Source organism: Janthinobacterium lyxosi (genome assembly GCF_051380665.1).
Classification (GTDB): Bacteria; Pseudomonadota; Gammaproteobacteria; order Burkholderiales; family Burkholderiaceae_D; genus Janthinobacterium.
In genome coordinates this window covers 145,932-160,760 of the sequence record NZ_JBNYXM010000005.1, presented here as the reverse complement: position 1 = coordinate 160,760, position 14,829 = coordinate 145,932, and the positions used below count along the sequence as shown (strand labels likewise).

15 protein-coding genes are annotated in these 14,829 nt (G+C 63.5%); 3 read left to right on the top strand and 12 right to left on the bottom strand.

Features of this window, described 5'->3' with window-relative positions; genetic code table 11:
- Positions 1 to 25: 25 nt before the first annotated feature.
- From ACQ4WP_RS06890 to ACQ4WP_RS06870, 5 genes are all read right to left on the bottom strand, one after another.
- Positions 26 to 1,471 carry an efflux transporter outer membrane subunit gene (locus tag ACQ4WP_RS06890; protein WP_436519386.1) on the bottom strand — a complete coding sequence of 482 codons (1,446 nt, stop codon included), beginning with the start codon at positions 1,469 to 1,471 and terminating at the stop codon, positions 26 to 28.
- Positions 1,472 to 1,515: 44 nt separating this feature from the next.
- Positions 1,516 to 4,716 carry an efflux RND transporter permease subunit gene (locus tag ACQ4WP_RS06885; RefSeq protein WP_436519283.1) on the bottom strand — a complete coding sequence of 1,067 codons (3,201 nt, stop codon included), beginning with the start codon at positions 4,714 to 4,716 and terminating at the stop codon, positions 1,516 to 1,518.
- Positions 4,717 to 4,718: 2 nt separating this feature from the next.
- Positions 4,719 to 5,966, bottom strand: a complete 1,248-nt coding sequence (locus ACQ4WP_RS06880) for an efflux RND transporter periplasmic adaptor subunit (RefSeq protein ID WP_436519282.1) — start codon at positions 5,964 to 5,966, stop codon at positions 4,719 to 4,721.
- A 280-nt stretch (positions 5,967 to 6,246) separates the two neighbouring features.
- Positions 6,247 to 7,107 carry an alpha/beta hydrolase gene (locus ACQ4WP_RS06875; protein ID WP_436519281.1) on the bottom strand — a complete coding sequence of 287 codons (861 nt, stop codon included), beginning with the start codon at positions 7,105 to 7,107 and terminating at the stop codon, positions 6,247 to 6,249.
- Positions 7,104 to 7,274, bottom strand: a complete 171-nt coding sequence (locus ACQ4WP_RS06870) for a hypothetical protein (RefSeq protein WP_436519280.1) — start codon at positions 7,272 to 7,274, stop codon at positions 7,104 to 7,106. Before ACQ4WP_RS06870 ends, ACQ4WP_RS06875 begins: the two co-directional genes overlap by 4 nt.
- Positions 7,275 to 7,464: 190 nt before the next feature.
- Here ACQ4WP_RS06870 and ACQ4WP_RS06865 point away from each other — a divergent pair, with 190 nt between their 5' ends.
- Genes ACQ4WP_RS06865 through ACQ4WP_RS06855 form a run of 3 tightly spaced genes read left to right on the top strand, consistent with a single transcriptional unit; the run spans position 7,465 to position 9,844 of the window.
- Complete coding sequence (locus ACQ4WP_RS06865) at positions 7,465 to 8,427, top strand: LysR family transcriptional regulator (RefSeq protein WP_436519279.1); 963 nt, start codon at positions 7,465 to 7,467, stop codon at positions 8,425 to 8,427.
- A complete protein-coding gene (locus ACQ4WP_RS06860; RefSeq protein ID WP_436519278.1) occupies positions 8,424 to 9,389 on the top strand; it encodes a D-2-hydroxyacid dehydrogenase in 966 nt (321 codons plus the stop codon). The genes ACQ4WP_RS06865 and ACQ4WP_RS06860 overlap by 4 nt, the downstream gene beginning before the upstream one ends.
- Positions 9,386 to 9,844: a hypothetical protein gene (locus tag ACQ4WP_RS06855; RefSeq protein ID WP_436519277.1), complete on the top strand. Its 459-nt coding sequence runs from the start codon at positions 9,386 to 9,388 to the stop codon at positions 9,842 to 9,844. The genes ACQ4WP_RS06860 and ACQ4WP_RS06855 overlap by 4 nt, the downstream gene beginning before the upstream one ends.
- A gap of 3 nt (positions 9,845 to 9,847) precedes the next feature.
- Here ACQ4WP_RS06855 and ACQ4WP_RS06850 read toward each other — a convergent pair whose 3' ends face one another.
- From ACQ4WP_RS06850 to ACQ4WP_RS06820, 7 genes are all read right to left on the bottom strand, one after another.
- Positions 9,848 to 10,360: a DUF1993 family protein gene (locus ACQ4WP_RS06850; RefSeq protein WP_436519276.1), complete on the bottom strand. Its 513-nt coding sequence runs from the start codon at positions 10,358 to 10,360 to the stop codon at positions 9,848 to 9,850.
- On the bottom strand, positions 10,357 to 10,695 hold the full coding sequence (locus ACQ4WP_RS06845) for a hypothetical protein (protein ID WP_436519275.1): 339 nt from the start codon (positions 10,693 to 10,695) through the stop codon (positions 10,357 to 10,359). The genes ACQ4WP_RS06850 and ACQ4WP_RS06845 overlap by 4 nt, the downstream gene beginning before the upstream one ends.
- A 55-nt stretch (positions 10,696 to 10,750) precedes the next feature.
- Entirely contained in the window at positions 10,751 to 11,632 is an 882-nt protein-coding gene (locus ACQ4WP_RS06840) for an extracellular catalytic domain type 1 short-chain-length polyhydroxyalkanoate depolymerase (RefSeq protein ID WP_436519274.1), read from the bottom strand.
- Between the two features lie 72 nt (positions 11,633 to 11,704).
- Positions 11,705 to 12,928: a sensor histidine kinase gene (locus ACQ4WP_RS06835; protein ID WP_436519273.1), complete on the bottom strand. Its 1,224-nt coding sequence runs from the start codon at positions 12,926 to 12,928 to the stop codon at positions 11,705 to 11,707.
- Positions 12,925 to 13,635, bottom strand: a complete 711-nt coding sequence (locus tag ACQ4WP_RS06830) for a response regulator transcription factor (RefSeq protein ID WP_436519272.1) — start codon at positions 13,633 to 13,635, stop codon at positions 12,925 to 12,927. The genes ACQ4WP_RS06835 and ACQ4WP_RS06830 overlap by 4 nt, the downstream gene beginning before the upstream one ends.
- A complete protein-coding gene (locus tag ACQ4WP_RS06825) occupies positions 13,632 to 14,171 on the bottom strand; it encodes a GNAT family N-acetyltransferase (RefSeq protein WP_436519271.1) in 540 nt (179 codons plus the stop codon). Before ACQ4WP_RS06825 ends, ACQ4WP_RS06830 begins: the two co-directional genes overlap by 4 nt.
- Positions 14,172 to 14,210: 39 nt before the next feature.
- Positions 14,211 to 14,774 carry a GNAT family N-acetyltransferase gene (locus ACQ4WP_RS06820; RefSeq protein ID WP_436519270.1) on the bottom strand — a complete coding sequence of 188 codons (564 nt, stop codon included), beginning with the start codon at positions 14,772 to 14,774 and terminating at the stop codon, positions 14,211 to 14,213.
- Positions 14,775 to 14,829: the final 55 nt, after the last annotated feature.

The following is a 14,829-nucleotide window of genomic DNA, read 5'->3' as shown; positions in this document are numbered from 1 at the left end:
CACTCCAGCCCGCGGTGCCGGGAAACTAGTTGGCCGCCACTTGCGGCTCCGTCTCGCCCCAGCCGCCGCCCAGGGCGCGGATCAGCGCCACGGTGGTGACGGCGCGGTTGCCGCGCAGCTGCACGGCGTTGCGCTCGATGGCCGCCAGGTTGCGCTGCGCGTCGAGCAGGTCCAGATAGCTGGAACGACCCGCGTCGTACAGCTTTTGCGCCAGGTCGGCCGAACGGCGCGCCGAGACGACGGCTTCGTCGATCTGCTGCGTCTGGCCAGACAGGATGCGCAGGCCGGCCAGGTTGTCTTCCACCTCGGCGAAGGCCACCAGCACGCTCTGGCGATACGTCGCCACCGACTCTTCCAGCTGCGCTTCGCTGCGCGTCACGGCAGCTTTATTACGTCCGCCGTCGATGATGGGCATCGACATCAGCGCGCCCAGCAGCCAGGAGCGGCTGCTCCACTTGAAGATATCCGAGAAGGTATCGGACGCGCCGCCACCGGAGGCGTTCAGGGTCAAGGCCGGGAACATGGCCGATTTCGCCACGCCGATGCGCGCATTCGACGCTTCCATGGTGCGCTGCGCCGACGCGATGTCAGGACGGCGTTCCAGCAGGGACGACGGCATGCCGGCCGGGATCACGGGCAGGAAGCCGCTGTCCTGCAGCGGGTTGACGCTCGCCGTGAAACTGGCGGCCGGCTTGCCCAGCAGGACGGCCAGCGCATGCTCGCCGGTGGCGCGCTGGCGCTGCAGGCCGATGGCTTCGGCGCGCGTCGTCGACAGCTCCGTGCGGGCACGCGACAGGTCGAATTCGCCGATGTCGCCCAGGTCATAGCGACGCTGGTTCACATGCACGCTTTCCTCGCGCAGGCGCACCGTCTGGGCCAATGTCGCCAGTTCGGCATCCGTGGCGCGCAGTTGGAAGTAGGTCTGCGCCACGTCGGCCTGCAGCGACAGCAGCACCGAGCGGTAAGTCGCTTCCACGGCCAGCGCATCGCTGCGCGAGGCGCTGACGTTCGATGCCACGCGGCCGAACAGGTCGACTTCGTAGCTGGCCGTCAGGTTGGCCTGGTAGACGTTGGTGGCCGCCACCGGCGCGCCGTTCGGCAAGCCGAGCGACACGGCGGAAGCGCGGTTGCGCTGGCCGCCCACGTTCACGCCCACTTGCGGGATGCGGTCCGCTTCGGCGATGCCGGCAATCGCCCTCGCCTGCTTGACGCGGGCGGCGGCGACAGCCAGGTTGGCATTCGCTTGCGTGGCTTCGCCGATCAGACTGGTCAGGGCCGGATCATTGAAAGCCAGCCACCATTCGCCGCGCGCCTGGCGCTCGGCTGGCACGCCCTGTTTCCAGCGCGTGCCGTCGGCCGCCGTCTGCACGGCCGGCAAGGTTTGCGCTTCCTTGAACGCCGTCGGCGTCTCGATCTGCGGCTGCTTGAACTCCGGCGCCGCGCAGGCGGCCAGCAGCACCGCCGCTGCCATGGCGGTCAGCACAGGCTTGACACGCCAGATGATTTCCTTGGTTTTCAATATATATCTCCTTCCAGGTCCAGCGCTGGCGCGGCGACAGGCTTGGCAGCAGCGGCGGCTGGTTTTTTCTCAAAACGCTGCGCCAGGGTGCGCAGCAGTACGTAGAACACGGGCGTCAGGAACAGGCCGAAGAAGGTCACGCCCAGCATGCCGGCGAACACCGCCACGCCCATGGCATGGCGCATTTCCGAACCGGCGCCGTGCGAGAACACGAGAGGCACCACGCCCATGATGAAGGCGATCGACGTCATCAGGATCGGACGCAAACGCAGACGGCATGCTTCCAGCGCCGCTTGCACGACGGTGCGGCCATGCTCTTCCAGCTCGCGGGCGAATTCCACGATCAGGATCGCATTCTTCGACGCCAGCCCCACCAGCACGAACAGCGCGATCTGTGTGAACACATTGTTGTCGCCACCGGTCAGCTTCACGCCCAACAGCGCGCAGAGGATCGACATCGGCACGATCAGGATCACGGCCAGCGGCAGGGTCCAGCTTTCGTACTGGGCGGCCAGCACCAGGAACACCAGCAGCACGCACAGCGGGAAGACATAAATCATCGTATTGCCGGACAAGATGTCCTGGTAGGTCAGCTCCGTCCATTCATACGCGATCCCCTGCGGCAGCACTTCCTTGGCGATGCGTTCCAGTGCGGCTTGCGCCTGGCCGCTCGACACGCCAGGCGCGGCGCCGCCGTTGAAATCGGCTGCGGCGTAGGCGTTATAGCGCTGCACGCGGTCAGGACCATAGCTATCCTTGACGCGCATCAACGACGACAGCGGGATCATTTCGCCCTTGTTATTGCGCACCTTCAGCTGCGCGATATCCTGGGCATGCGAACGGAACGCGGCATCGGCTTGCACGCGCACCTGGTAGGTGCGGCCAAACTGGTTGAAGTCATTCACGTACAGCGAACCGAGGTTGATCTGCAAGGTCTGATAAATCGTTTGCAGCTGCACGCCCATCTGCTTGGCTTTGACGCGGTCGACGTCGGCAAACAGCTGCGGCACGTTGATCTGGTAGCCCGAGAACACGCCCGCCAGCTCCGGCGTCTGGTACGCCTTGGCGGCCAGTGCTTGGGTGGCGTTGTACAGCGCATCGTAGCCGAGGTTGCCGCGGTCTTCGATCATCATCTTGAAGCCGCCGATGGTGCCCAGGCCGTTGACCGGCGGTGGCGGGAAGACCATGATGAAGGCGTCCTGGATGCCGCCCAGGCGCTTGTTGATCTCGGCCGCGATGGCGCCGCCCGACAATTCCTTGGTAGTACGTTCGTCGAACGGTTTCAGCGTGGCGAAGACGATGCCGGCGTTCGGCGCATTGGTGAAGTCGTTGATCGACAGGCCGGGGAAGGCGATGGTCGACTCGACGCCAGGCACCGACTTGATGACGTCGGACATGCGGCGCACGACATCTTCCGTGCGGTCCAGCGAGGCAGCGTCAGGCAATTGCGCAAAGCCTACCAGGTACTGTTTGTCTTGCGCTGGCACAAAGCCGGCCGGCACGGACTTGAAGGTGAAGATGGCAGCAACGACCAGCAGCACATACACGCCCAGCGAGGCGCTCTTGCGACCCAACACGCCCTTCACGCCCGCTTCATAACGGTGCGAGGCGCGGCCGAAGAAGCGGTTGAACCAGGCGAAGAAACGGCCGAAGACCATGTCCATGCCGCGCGTCAGCGCGTCTTTCGGCGCATCGTGCGGTTTCAGCAGCGCGGCCGACAGAGCTGGTGCCAGGGTCAGCGAGCTGAAAGCGGAGATCACGGTCGAAATGGCGATGGTCAGCGCGAACTGGCGGTAGAACTCGCCCGACAGGCCGGGCACGAAGGCGATCGGCACGAACACGGCACACAGCACCAGGGCGATGGCGACGATAGGACCGCTGACCTCTTTCATGGCCTGGATGGTGGCGTCGCGCGGCGACAAGCCTTCCTCGATGTTGCGCTCGACGTTTTCCACCACTACGATGGCGTCATCGACGACGATACCGATGGCCAGCACGAGGCCGAACAGCGACAGGGTGTTGATCGAGAAGCCAAAGCCCAGCATCACGGCAAAGGTACCGACAATCGACACGGGGACGGCCAGCAGCGGAATGATGGAGGCGCGCCAGGTTTGCAGGAAGATGATCACCACCAGCACCACCAGGGCGATGGCTTCGAGCAGGGTATGGATCACGGCTTCGATGGACGAGCGCACGAACTGCGTGGGATCGTACTCGATGCGATATTCCACGCCTTGCGGGAAGTCTTTTTTCAGTTCGTCCATCTTGGCGCGCACGTCGGACGACAATTGCAGCGCGTTGGCATTCGGCGCCTCGAAAATACCCATGCCGACGGCCGGATTATTGTTCAGCAGCGAACGCAGCGAGTAGCTGTTGGCGCCCATTTCCACGCGTGCCACGTCCTTCAGGTGCGTCACAGCGCCGTCGGCATTGGTGCGCACGATGATGGCGCCAAATTCCTCGGGCGTCTGCAAACGGCCCTGGGTATTGACGGTCAACTGGAAGTCCGAATTCTTCGCTGGCGAGGCGCCGATCACGCCAGCGGCCACCTGCACATTCTGCTCGCGGATGGCATCGACGACGTCATTGGCCGTCATGCCGCGCGCCGCCACTTTTTGCGGGTCGAGCCAGATGCGCATGGCATAGTCGCCGGCGCCGAAGATCTGGATGTCGCCCATGCCGGATAAACGGGCCAGCTGGTCCTTGACGTTCAGCACCGCGTAGTTACGCAGATACATGTCGTCATAGCGCTTGTTCGGCGAAACCAGGTGCACCACCATGGTCAGATTGGGCGAGGACTTGACGGTCGTCACGCCGATCTGGCGCACTTCCTCGGGCAGGCGCGGCAAGGCGCGCTGCACGCGGTTCTGCACCTGCGTCTCGGCCTGCTCGACGTTGGTGCCGATCTTGAAGGTCACGGTCAGCATCATCGAACCATCGGACGTGTTTTGCGAGGACATGTAGAGCATGTTCTCGACGCCGTTGATCTGCTCTTCGAGCGGCGCGGCGACGGTTTCGGCGATCACTTTCGGGTTGGCGCCCGGGTACTGCGCGCGCACCACCACGGATGGCGGCACGACGTCGGGATATTCGGAGATGGGCAGGCCGAATATCGACAACAGCCCGGCCACGAATATGACTATCGACAGCACCGCCGCGAAAATCGGCTTGTCGATGAAAAAGCGGGAAAAATTCATGTTTATTCCTTGGAAGTCGATGCTGCTTTAGCAGCGATCTTGGCTGCTTCAGGTTTTGCAGGGGCGACTGGCGCGGTCGGGTCGAAATCCATGGCCACCATCTGCGGCGTCACCGGCGCGCCGGGACGCACGCGCTGCAAGCCGTTGACGACGATCTTTTCGCCCGCTTTCAAGCCTTCGCGCACCACGCGCAAGCCGTCCGAGTTCGGGCCCAGCTTGACGGCGCGGTATTCAGCCTTGTTATCCAAGCCCACCACGTAGACGTATTTGCGGCTTTGATCCGTACCGACGGCGCGGTCGCTGATCAACAGCGCCGTGCTTTGCGCCTTAGGGCCATTGCCGCCATCGAGCTGGATGCGCGCGAACAGGCCCGGCACCAGCTGGCGCTCGGCATTGGCGAAGGTGGCGCGCATGCGCACGCTGCCCGTGGCCGGATCGAGCTGGTTATCGACGAATTCCAGCTTGCCTTCATGCGGGAAGCCCGTTTCGTTGGCCAGGCCCACCTTGACGGTGACGGGCGTGCCCTTTTGCGCCGTGCCGGCCACGCGCAGATATGTATCTTCATCGCCATCGAAGCTGGCGTAGATGCGGTCCGTCGACACCACCGAAGTAAGGATAGCCGAAGCATCGATCAAGTTGCCGACGGTGATTTCGGCCTTGCTGGCACGTCCGCTGATCGGTGCCTGCACCTGCGTGTAGGACAGGTTCAGCTTGGCCGCTTCATACGCGGCTTGCGCCGAGCGGGCGTTGGCGTCCAGCTCTTTCAGACCCGAGGCCTTTTCATCGAATTCGCGCTGGGCGATGGCTTTTTCGGCCAGCAGCTTTTCAGCGCGCGACAATTCCAGCTTGGCCAGTTCCGCCTTGGCGCGGGCCGAAGCGGCCGTGCCTTCGGCGCGCGACACTTCGGCCTGGAATGGGCGCGGATCGATGACGAACAGCACCTCGCCCTTTTTCACTTCGCTGCCCGGTTTGAAGTTGACGGCGGTGATGAAGCCACCGACTCTCGAACGGATTTCCACGCGCTCGATCGCTTCCAGGCGGCCCGAGAATTCCTGCGTTTCCGTGATCTGTTTTTCCACCACGGTGGCGGCCGAGATGGGCGGGCCACCGGCCGCTGGCGCGTCAGGCACCTTGCTATTGGCCGAATCGCAGCCGGCCAGGCTCACGGCCACCAGTCCTGCCAGCGCGAGCGAGGCAGCCAGGGGCTTGAGTAAGGTACCCAAGGTGGAAAATTGTTGAACGTTTTTCATTTTATTTCCCTGTTTTATGAAAATTTCTAATGGTATGGGCGGCAGGAAGCAACCCAGCTAAAAGTGGAAACTGCAGCATATGGTGGTGCCATGGCGCCCGACGGCGCTCGATCAAAGGTAAACAGGCCGCCAGCTGCTTAAAAGCGGACGGGGACGACAAAGCTGGCTGTGCGAACGCACAACTCAGGCAAGATGGGAACTACACTGCGCAGTGTAGCAACCGAAACTCAATAAGTAAACTGCTTAGTGTAATTTTTTTGCGGTGCCGTAGATGGCGGCGTCATGACTCGGGCTCCTGCCCCAACCCAGCAACAAAGCTGGCGATTTCACTCAATACCTGCACCTTGCAGGCGCACTCATTGCGGGCGCCTGCATCCTGCAACGGCGCGGCGGCCATGCGCCGCACGGTGGTCTTGATGCCGCAGGCGATCAATTTGCTGCCGTATTGTTCAGCCTCATCGCGCAATGGATCGTCCTCGCTGGACAATATCAAGGCTGGCGGCAGGTTCTTCAGGCGGCTCGACTGCAATGGCGACGCGTACGGATGGGTACGGTCAGCGGCATTCGGCAGGTAGCCGCGATAGGCGGCGGCGCATTGGTCGGCCACTTCCGCCAGGTCAGGACAACTGGGCAAACTGCGCATCGAGCAAGTCGACAGGCCGGGGTCGAGCATGGGCATGATCAGCACCTGGCCCGCGAGAGGCGGTCCGCCCCGGTCGCGCGACATCATGGCGCACACGGCAGCGAGGTTGGCGCCCGCTTCGATGCCCGACACCACCATCTGCTTGCCCGTCCAGCCCAACTTGGACTTGTTCTTTTTCGCCCACAGCAGCACGGCATGCGCGTCTTCCACGGCGGCAGGGAATGGCCGCACCTTCGCCAGCGTGTAGTTCGCGGCCAGCACCACGTGGTCCGGGTTGCTCAGCACGAGGCAGCGCAGGAAGTCATCCGCGTCGTCCAGGTCGCCGTCGACAAAGCCGCCGCCATGGAAGAAGACGATCAGGCTGGACTGCTTGGCACCCGGCACGCCGGCCGTGTAGACGCGCGCGGCGAGCGCATCCTGCGCGCCCTGCACCTGGATGTCGCGTATCTTCAGCGCCTGGCCAGGTGCCAGCTCGGCCGCGGTCTCGGCAAAGCTCATTGCGCCACCACCGGCTGCACGGCGGCATCGAGCACCGTGTCGTTCAGGCACAACAGGGCGACGCCGCCCATCTCATGGGTCAGGGCGCTATAAGCACTGGCTTCGCTTTGCGCCGCCAGCGAGTATGCATCCGTCGACACCATCGCGGCCAGAGCAAGCGAGCTCATAGCGAGAGCAAGCAGTGCAACGATTCCATTCCGATGACCCATGATTTTTCTCCTGTTGTACTTCCTGCGGCATCACATTTATGCTGCAGTACAACAACTATAGACTTGATCTACAATCTGATAAAGAGTGCAATGACGAATTGATTGTTCAGGATTACGAACAATCGCACATAAAGTGATAAGGAATCAAGTGAACAAGCTGCAAGCCATGGAAGTTTTCATCCAAGTCGTCGATGCGGGCGGCTTTACGCGCGCGGCGGAAAACATGCAGCTGCCGAAAGCCACCGTGTCGACCCTGATCCAGTCGCTGGAAGCGAGCCTGTCGGTTAAGTTGCTCAACCGCACCACGCGCCACGTCAGCATCACCTCCGACGGCGCCGCGTATTACGAGCGCTGCGTGCGCATCCTGTCGGACGTGCGCGAGGCCGAGGAATCGCTGTCGCGCACGCGATTGAGCCCCAGCGGACGGCTGCGCGTGGACGCGCCCACGGCCCTGGCCAGCGAACTGATCATCCCCGCCCTGCCCGACTTTTTCGCCCGCTACCCGGACATCTCGCTGGAACTCGGTTGCAGCGACCGTCCCGTCGACCTGATCGAGGAAGGCGTCGATTGCGCCGTGCGCGGAGGAGAATTGGGCGACCTGAACCTGATCGCGCGCCGGGTCGGCGTGCTGCACTTCATGACGTGCGCCGCGCCCGGCTACCTGGCGCGGCACGGTACGCCGCTGCACCCGAACGACCTGGCGCAGCACCGGGGCGTGAATTTTTTCTCCGCCAAGACAGGTAAAACATTTGATTGGGATTTCACGCGCGCCGGCGAACGCATCCAGATGTCCATGCCCAGCCATATCGCCCTGAACGACTCGAACGCCTACGCGGCCGCCGGCCTGGCGGGCCTGGGTATCGTGCAAATGACGCATTTCATGCTTGCGCCGCTGATAGAACAGGGCAAAATGGTGGAATTGCTCGGTGAATGGGAATCCGACCCGTTGCCCATCCACGTGATCTATCCGCCCAACCGCCACCTGTCCGCCAAGGTGCGCGTGTTTGTCGAATGGGTCGCCGACATGTTTATCAACCACCCGGCCACGCAACTGAAGGGCAAGAGCAGCCTTCCCAGCACGCGCGCCACCCAGACCGAGGCCCAGCCATGACCGCAACAACGCCCCACCGCATCGTCTTTCTCGACCGCGACAGCCTGATCGCCACCGTGCGCCCGCCCGCCTTCGCGCACAGCTGGGAAGAGTATCCGCACACCAAGGGCAGCGATCAGACAGTTTCCCGTCTGCAAGGCGCCAGCATCGCCATCACGAATAAAGTACCGCTGCGCGCAGCCGAGCTGGCGCAACTGCCGGACTTGAAAATGATCGCCGTGGCCGCCACCGGCACAGATATCCTCGACCTGGCCGCCTGCCGCGAACGGGGCATCGTGGTGGCGAATATCCGCGACTACGCGCGCGCCACCGTGCCCGAGCATACCTTGGCCCTGATGCTGGCCCTGCGCCGCCAGCTGGTCGCTTATCGCGCGGACGTGGAAGCGGGCCTGTGGCAGGCATCCGAACGCTTCTGCCTGTTCGGCCACCCGATCCGCGACCTGGCCGGCAGCCGTCTGGGCTTGCTCGGTTACGGCGCGCTGGGCAAGTCCGTGGCGCAGCTGGGACGCGCCTTCGGCATGCACGTCATCGTGCACAACCGTTCGTCCATCGATGAAGAAGGCGTGACGCAAGTGACCTTCGACGAATTGCTGGCCACTTCCGACGTGCTCAGCCTGCACCTGCCCTTGACGGACAAGACGCGCAATATCCTTGGCGCCAAGGAGCTGGCGCGCATGCAGCCGACGTCCCTCCTGATCAACACGGCGCGGGGCGGCCTCGTCGACGAGGCGGCGCTGGCCGAGGCGCTGAGCCGTGGCGTGATCGCCGGCGCCGGTTTCGACGTGCTATCCAAGGAACCACCGCTGCCCGACAACCCGCTGTTAAATTTGCGCCTGCCCAACTTCATCCTCACGCCCCACACGGCCTGGGCCAGCTTTGAAGCCATGCAAAAGCTGGCCGACATCTTGATCGGCAACGTGGAAGCATTTGAACGGGGTGCGCCCACGAACGTGGTGGCATGAGCGTATTGCACGAGCTGGATGAACTGCTGTGCAGCGACGACGATGAATACGACCGCCTCGACCTGTTTCTCGAGGCGGTCGAGCTGATCGGGCAACTGCGGACGGCCGACGTGTCCCCGCTGCTGGCACTGTGGCAGGCGCGCGATCTATCTTGGCAGCAGCGCTACACGCAAGCGAGCGGTTCCATCGACGGCGCCGTGCTGCGCGCACTGCTGGCGGGCTTGCTGCAGATCAAGGAAACACCGCACGGCGTGTTTGAGCTGATGACCCGCTTGCCTGCGACAGCCGACGCCTCCCCGCTCAGTGAGGCCCTGCTCGCTTACGCCCAGCAAGCCTGGCATGCGGCAGCACCGGCGCGGCAGCGGCAAATCCAGATGAGTTGCTGGAGTTGCGGGCTGTCGGGCCGGCTGTTGAAGCGGCTGGGGTTTTCTGCCTGGAAGGATGCGGGACTGTAGGAACTATGGCGCAGCTGGCGTCTCGAACGAAAACCCCGGTGCATAAGCATGATGGCCATCGAAATCGCCCTTGCCGATAACTGCGCCTGCACTGCGCGCGATCGCATACGCCATGCTGAAGTGAAAGTAGAAATTCGGCACAATATACAAATTCAAATAGGCATCGGCCGGCAGCGCGATGTCGGCAAAGCCGGCGCGGTCGCGGCAGATGCGCCCGGGAGGCCCGTCAAAGCGCTCCGGGGGGATGGATTTGAGGTAGCGCATGGTCTGCGCGATCTGTTCCTGCAAGCTGGCGGCAGCGCTGAAATCGGCCACTTCCAGCCCCGCCAGCGGGCAACAGCCGCGCAGGGAAAAGCTCACGGCCGCACGCACTTGCTGGGCAAACGGCAGCATGTCCGGGTGCAAACGCGCCGCCAGCAGTTGCGGCGCGGTACCGGTCTTGTCGAGCATGGCGGAAAGCTGCGCCAGCGAGCGGCAAAAGATGGTGGTGGGGTTGATCTGCATCGCGTCCATCATGACTGGCCCTTGCCGCCGGACAGGTGCAGATACACGCGGATGACGCCCCAGCCTTTGCACACGTAACGGTAAGTGAGGCCACAGCACTTGGCCGGGTCGAGCGCGATACGGCGCGGGGAAAAGTGCCCGCCCGTGTCCGGGTAATGCACGGCCAGGAGCACATGACTGGCCCCTTGGGCCTCCAGCCTGGCCGCATACGCGCACAGTTCCGTGGCCGAATGAAAATGCAGCGTCTCACGCTCCGGCGCCGAATACGCTTCTGCCACGGCCGCACCAGGCTTGGCGAAAATCGCCTCGGCCATGGCCGCGATACCAGCTTCCGAGATTGCCACCATGCTCCCCTCATTTGCCGCATAGCACTGCAGCGATGGCCGCCATCCTAGCATGGCGTCAACGCCGATGGCGGCTGAAAAACGCCCAGATGACCTCATTCGCATCGATGGCGCGCGTGGTCTTGCCGATGGGCAGTCCGATATTGAAGGCATCGGCGCCGGGCCACGTGTGGCCGCCGTGCTTGACAGTGATCAAGGCCACGCTGGCGCCGCCAGCACCACTCCCCTGTTCCAGCCAGCTCACTTGCGTGGCGTCGCCAGCAGGTCCAGGCATCGGACGCGGCTGCGGCGTGGCGCCGTCGATGCCGTTGTGCCTGCGCCAGTAGCCGAACGTATCTTCAGCCGACAGGTAGCTGGCAGCCTTGCCCTCAAACAACACCACCTTGTCGGCCGTACCCTGTATCAACAGCATGCCGACCTTGTCCGTCTTCTGGTGATGCTGCTGCACCGGTTCCGGCATGGGCGCCCCAACCGAGGCGACGGCAGCAAAGTATTGGGGCAGCTCGGCCGCCAGGCGCAGGGCAAAGAAGCCGCCGCGCGACAGGCCCGTGGCATACACGCGTTTTTCATCGATGCGGTAATCCTGCTTGAGTTTACTCAACATGGCTTGCGTAAAACCGACGTCATCCGTGCCCGTCAGGTAATCCATGCCGAAGCCCACGTTCCAGTCTTGCTTGATGCCTTGCGGATACACAACGATGAACTGGTGCCGCTCGGCCGCCCGGTTCATCTGCGTGTACAGCATTTGTTCCGCCATGCTCATGCCCCCGCCATGGAAATTGACGACGACGGGAAACGCCTGCTGCGGCGCGCTGTCGTAGGCGGCGGGTGTGTAGACGATGTAGCGACGCTTGTCCTCCTTGTGCTGCAGCGATTGCACCTGGGCCAGCACTGGCGTGCACAGGCTGCACAGGATCAACAGGCTGATGGCGATTTTCATGGGCTTCCCTTCATGTAAAAGAGCAGCCAGCATAAGCAGGGCCAGGTGAAATCGCGGTGAAATCCGGCGTCTTTATGCCTGTTGCGCCACCATGATGGCGACGCGGTACTCCATTGCGCCGGGGTGGAAAACTATGTCCCAACGCATGGCCTGTGCCAGGCGCAGCAGCAGGTTCTGGCCATGCGCGAAACCCTGGACGCGTTGCGCTTGTCCAGGCTGCAGCGTATTGACGATGCTCAGGCAACCTTGCGCAAACGCAATGCTGATGCGGCACGCGGGGCCGCCATGAAACAAGGCATTCGCCAGGCAATTGTTGATCAGCAACGTCGTCAATTGCCCGTTGCCGGCCACCTCCAGCCGCTCGGGCAGCTCCAGGGTCAGCAGGCTGGCATCCCAAGGATGCTCGTCGAGCAGGCGCAGCAGGCATTGCTCGATGCAGCCGCGTAACTCCACCACTTCACCGGGCAGCTGCTCGGCCCGCGCCAGTGCGAACAGCACCTCGATGGTGGCGCGCATGTCGTCGACACCCTCCTCCAGCTGCGCCCGCTCTTGCATGCCCAAGGGCTGCGCATCGGCCAGCGCCAGGGTGTTGTGCATCAAGGTCAGCGGCGTGCGCAATTCGTGGCTGACGTCGCGCGCGAAGGCCTGTTCGCGCTGCAAGGCCGTCTGCAGCTCGGCAAAGGTGGTTTCCAGGCGGCGCGCCAGGAAACCGATCTCGTCGGGGCGATCGCGCTCGCTGAAATGGACGGCGCTGCCGGGCGCCAGCTGGCGCGCTTCCTGGGCCAGGCGCTGCAAGGGCAGCACGAGGCGCCGCGCCAGCCAGTACGCCAGCAGCAAGGCCAAGGCGATCAGCGCCAGCGCCACGCCCAGCACGACACCGCCCACTTCCGGCACCAGGCGGGGCACCACCAGTATGGGCGCCACGTCGGCCAGCAAATACGAGCGCCGCGACTGGCCCGCGGCAACGAGGTCCAGCGCCAGCACGTGATAGTGCTGGCCCGTTGTGGTAAACACCTCCCCGCGCCGGGCAGACGACGGCACTTGCGCAAGCACCCCTTGAGGCAAGTCAAGGTAGCTGCCGTAAACCGTGATGAGGTCGCTACCAGAGGGCATAAGTTTGCCGTGCTGCTGCCAGCGCATGCTGACGGCCGCCGCTTCGCGCTCGAGCAGACGCTGCACCAGCATATCTTCCGTCACGTAGGCGATCACCAGCGCCAGGCCCGTGTAACACAGGCACAGCAGGACAGTGAAACCGGCCAGGGCGGCGAACAGGCGTTGCCGGATCGACTTGCTCATGGAGACGCCGCAGAGTCGAAGGCAAGGCGGTAACCCAGCTGCGGTATGGTCACCAGCACACCCGCCGCGCCAGCCCCGCCAACCAACTCCAGCTGCTTGCGCAGCGCGTAGATGTGCGATTTCAGGGCGTCGCTGTCGGGCGGCTGGCTGCCCCACAGCTGTTGCAACAGGGCCGAGCGCGACACGGCGTGCGGGTATTCACGGCACAGCAGCAGCAAAATTTTAAAACCCGTCTGCGTCAATGGCAGCGCCGCATCGCCATACAGGGCGCGCCCTGCACGCGTCTGCAAGGTAAAGGGGCCCACGCGCATTTCCTGGTGCACGTGCAGTTGCTGCCGGCGCGCCAGCGCTTCGCAGCGCAAGGCCAGTTCGCGCAAGTCGAACGGCTTGGTCAAATAATCGTCGGCGCCATCGCGAAAGCCCCGCGCCTTGTCTTCATAGGCGTCGCGCGCCGTCAGCATCAGGATAGGCACATTGCTGGGCGCCCCCGCCTTGATGGCGCGGCACACTTGCAAGCCATCCATGTCGGGCAAGTTCAGGTCCAGCAACACCACGTCATAGCTATTGCGCGTGGCCAATTGCACGGCCAGCGCGCCCGTGCCCGCATGGTCGGTCTGCCAGCGCAAGCCATCGAGGAAGTCGAGCACCTGGCGCGCGATGGCCAGGTGGTCTTCCACCAGCAGGATACTCAAGGGTAGCTTGCTCATCGCACGCCGGCAATGCGCGCATACAGCCAGAAGTTGCCGGACTTTCCACGAATTTGCCGGTAGCAGCGCAGATAGCCTTCCCGCTCGAAAGCGCAGCGTTCGAGCACGCGGATCGAACGTTCATTGCTTTCCAGCACAGTGGCCTGGATGCGCAGGAAGCCAAGGTGCTGGAAGCCCCAGTCCACGACCGACGCGGCGAGGGACGTGGCCACGCCCTGCCCCCATACAGCTGGGGCCAGGTCGTAGGCGATTTCCGCCGTGCGGTGCTGCGGGGAAATGGCATTGAAGCCGATCGTGCCGACCAGCTGGCCGCCCTCGCGCAGCACCACGGCCAGCCGTAGCGGCGAAGACGGCTCTACCGATGCGTAGTCATCGAAATTGGCCTGCAGATCATCGACGCAACGCAAGTCCCAGCTCGTGTGTTCCACGACAACAGGGTCGGCCAAGTACGCATACCAGGCGGGCGCATCAGCGCGCGCCAGGTGGCGCAAGGTCACCAGCGGATGGGTGGAACAGGGCAAGTCAGCCGATTTCATCGTTTTACATCCTTTTCAGCCTCAGTCCAGCGGCTCAACTCACGCGGGGCCCTTGCGGCGCGCTTCCCACTCGCGCCGCAGCAAACCGTACAGGGCCGAATCGCTGACCTGGCCGCCCACGATCCAGCGTTCGGGCAAAAAGCCTTCCTTGTTGAAACCCTGGCGTTCCAGGGCGCTGGCCGAACCGGCGTTGAGCGGGTCGATATCGGCTTCCAGGCGGTTCAGGTCGCGCTCGATGAAGGCGAATTCCAGCAGCGCCGACAGCGCTTCGTGCATATAACCCTTGCCCCAGTACGGACGACCCAGCGCGTAGCCGATCTCGGCGCGGCGGTTCTGGCGGTGCTCGGAAAACAGGCTGCAGCTGCCCAGGTATTCACCCGTCGCCTTCAGCTCGACGGCGAAGCGGAAAAATTCCTCTTTCTCGAAAGCGGCGCTGTCCTCGGCAATCTGGCGCGTCGCACGGCTGGCATCGGTCCACGGTGGTTCGCTGAAATAGCGCATCACTTCGGGGTCGGAATGCATGGCGAATTGCGCCGCTTCATCGGATGGCTGCGGCTTGCGCAGGATCAGGCGTTCGGTGGTGATGGTCTTGCTATAGCTCATGGCGCTCCAGTCTGACGGCAAACGGACGAATGCTCATTATTCCATGCAACTATAA